The sequence below is a fragment of the Burkholderia sp. HAN2018 genome (assembly GCF_024704855.1).
In the GTDB taxonomy this organism is placed as follows: Bacteria; Pseudomonadota; Gammaproteobacteria; order Burkholderiales; family Burkholderiaceae; genus Burkholderia; species Burkholderia cepacia.
The window spans coordinates 1-2411 of the sequence record NZ_QOBB01000448.1 but is presented as its reverse complement, the minus strand read 5'-3'; the positions used below and the strand labels follow the sequence as shown (position 1 = coordinate 2411).

Annotated in this window: 1 protein-coding gene and 1 pseudogene; both read right to left on the bottom strand. The window is 67.8% G+C overall.

From position 1 onward, the window contains the following. Positions 1-131, bottom strand: a pseudogene (locus DPV74_RS42205) (sel1 repeat family protein); the annotation flags it as partial. Beyond that, on the bottom strand, positions 128-2197 hold the full coding sequence (locus DPV74_RS40800; RefSeq protein ID WP_119339244.1) for a bifunctional 2',3'-cyclic-nucleotide 2'-phosphodiesterase/3'-nucleotidase: 2070 nt from the start codon (positions 2195-2197) through the stop codon (positions 128-130). The gene DPV74_RS40800 and the pseudogene DPV74_RS42205, both read right to left, overlap by 4 nt. Positions 2198-2411: the final 214 nt, after the last annotated feature.

Below are 2411 nucleotides of genomic sequence, written 5' to 3'. Positions count from 1 at the left end.
AAGGCCGGCGCGACCGCCGCCGCGAGCAGCGCGGCCGGCGGAAGTTTCGCGCGCAGCACGCGCCGCGCGGCAGCGGCGAGGCCGGATTCGGCCGGCCGCATCGTCCGGATCGGTTGCGTCGCGTGTCTCATTGCGTGAGGTCGATCTCGTAGGTGGCGAGGTTCTTGCCCGAGCCGTCGTCGGCCGCGACCTGCGTGATGCCGGTCAGGCCGGCCGCCGCCGCGTCGCCGAGGCGGTTCGGTGCGGACGCGAACTGCACGTGCGCGACCGAGCTCGCGAGCTTCGTGAAGCGCCAGCTGCGCTGCGCGCCGTCCGCCGTGCGCGTGATCGCGCCGCGCTTCTTGATGAACGCGATCAGCACGTCGCGGTTCGCATCGGGCGACGCGAAGATCGTCTTGCTGCCGTCGAGGCCCGGGAAGTTGCCGCCGCCGCTCGCGCGGTAGTTGTTGGTCGCGACGATGAACTGCGCGTTCGGGTCGATCGGCGCGCCCTTGTACGTCAGGTTCCTGATCCGGCTGCCGACCGGCTGCGTGACGTCGATTTCATACGCGAGATCGGCCGATGTGAACATGTCGAAGTTGTAGCCGGGGAAGGTGCCGACGAGCGGCTGCACGGTCGCCTTGGTCGGGTCGATCCGGTTGAAGCGCTTCGCGGCGGTTTCGAGCCAGTTCTTCACGTCGGCGCCGCTGACCTTCACCGCATACACGGTGTTCGGATACAGGTACAGGTCGGCCGCGTTGTTGATCGCGAGCGCGCCCGGTGCGACGTCGGTGTAGTCGGTGCCGCCGCCGAAGCCGCTCTTGAACGGCGCGCTGACCGACAGCACCGGCAGCGACGCGTATTGCGGCAGGTTCGCCTGCACGTAGGTCTTCACGTAGTCGGCCTGCGCCTCGTTGACGATCTGGATCGCGCCCGGATCGCCGACATCGGCGAAGTACGAGTTCATCCGGTAGTCGGTCGAGCCGATCGGCGTCTTCACGTAGTCGATCGTCGCCTGGTGCTCGGCGGCGATCGCGGCGGAAACCGACGGATCGGCCGCCACGTAGCTCTTGTCGGCGTTCTGGATCGGCCGCGCCTCGACGGTCGTCTGCGACTTGTCGACGCTCCACGTCTTGCCGTCGAACTTCAGGCCGAGCTTGATCACGCCGAGGTGCTTGCCCCAGTAGTTGGCCATCACGGTCGGCACGCCGTTGACGGTGCCCTTGACCTTGTCGACGCCCGGCAGGTTGAACTGCGACACGGTGCTGTTCGCGTCCGGGAACACCTGGTGCGAGTGGCCGATCAGCATCGCGTCGATGCCGGTCACCTTCGACAGCCACCAGCTGCCGTTCTCCATCGTCGGCGAATACGCGGAATTGTCGAGGCCGCCGTGCGAGATCGCGACGACGAGATCGGCGCCCTTCGCGCGCATCTCCGGAATGTACTTCTCGGCCGCTTCCTTCAGGCCGGTCGTGTAGACCTTGCCGTCGAGCCAGCGCTTGTCCCAGTTCATGATCGCGGGCGGCGTGAAGCCGATGATGCCGATCTTCACGGGCGCGCTGACCGTCTTGCCGTCCGGCGTCGTGGCGGTCACGGTGCGGGTCAGGATCGTGTACGGCGTGAACAGCGGCGCGTTGGTCTTCGCGCTGATCACGTTCGCGAGCACCTGCGGGAAGTTCGGGCCCGCGCATTTCTTCTGCTGGGCCGGCGCCGGCAGGCCGTCGACCTCGAACGTGTTGCCGGTCACCTGCGACAGGTACGGCAGCCCGTAATTGAATTCATGGTTGCCGATCCCGCCGCCGTCGAATTTCGCGGCGTTCATCACCTTGTAGATCGCGAGCGTCTGGTCGCAGCCGACCGGTTTCACGAGCGCCTGGTAGTCGGACAGCGCGGTGCCCTGGATCGTGTCGCCGTTGTCGAGCAGCAGCGTGTTCGGGTACTGCTTGCGCGCCTGCGCGATCAGCGTCGACACGCGCTCGAAGCCGAGCGAATTGTCGGCGGCGAGCTTGAAATAGTCGTACGACAGCACGTTGGTGTGCAGGTCGGTCGTCTCGAGCAGGGCGAGCGTGGCCGTCGTGCCGACGGGCGTCTGGGCTGCCGGCGGCGTCGCCGGCGGCGAGGTGACGTCGTCGCCGCCGCAGGCGGCGAGGATGAAGGCGAGGCTGGCGAGCGCGGCGATGGCCGGCATGCGACGGCGGGAAAGCAGGGGGAGACGCATCGGTTGTCCTGTTCGGTGTTCTGTTTTATGAAACGCGAGGTGCGCAACGATTGGCGGCGCGGGGCGCCGACGGCCTGATGTGCGGCGCGAGAGAGTATCGAAAGGAAACGTGACGGAAGAATGAAAGGTGGTGACGTCGGCATCGGGCGGCGAGCGGCGGCTTCCCCGCGCACGCGGGGGCGGGCGCCCGGCCGCCCCCGGCTGCGCGCCCCGA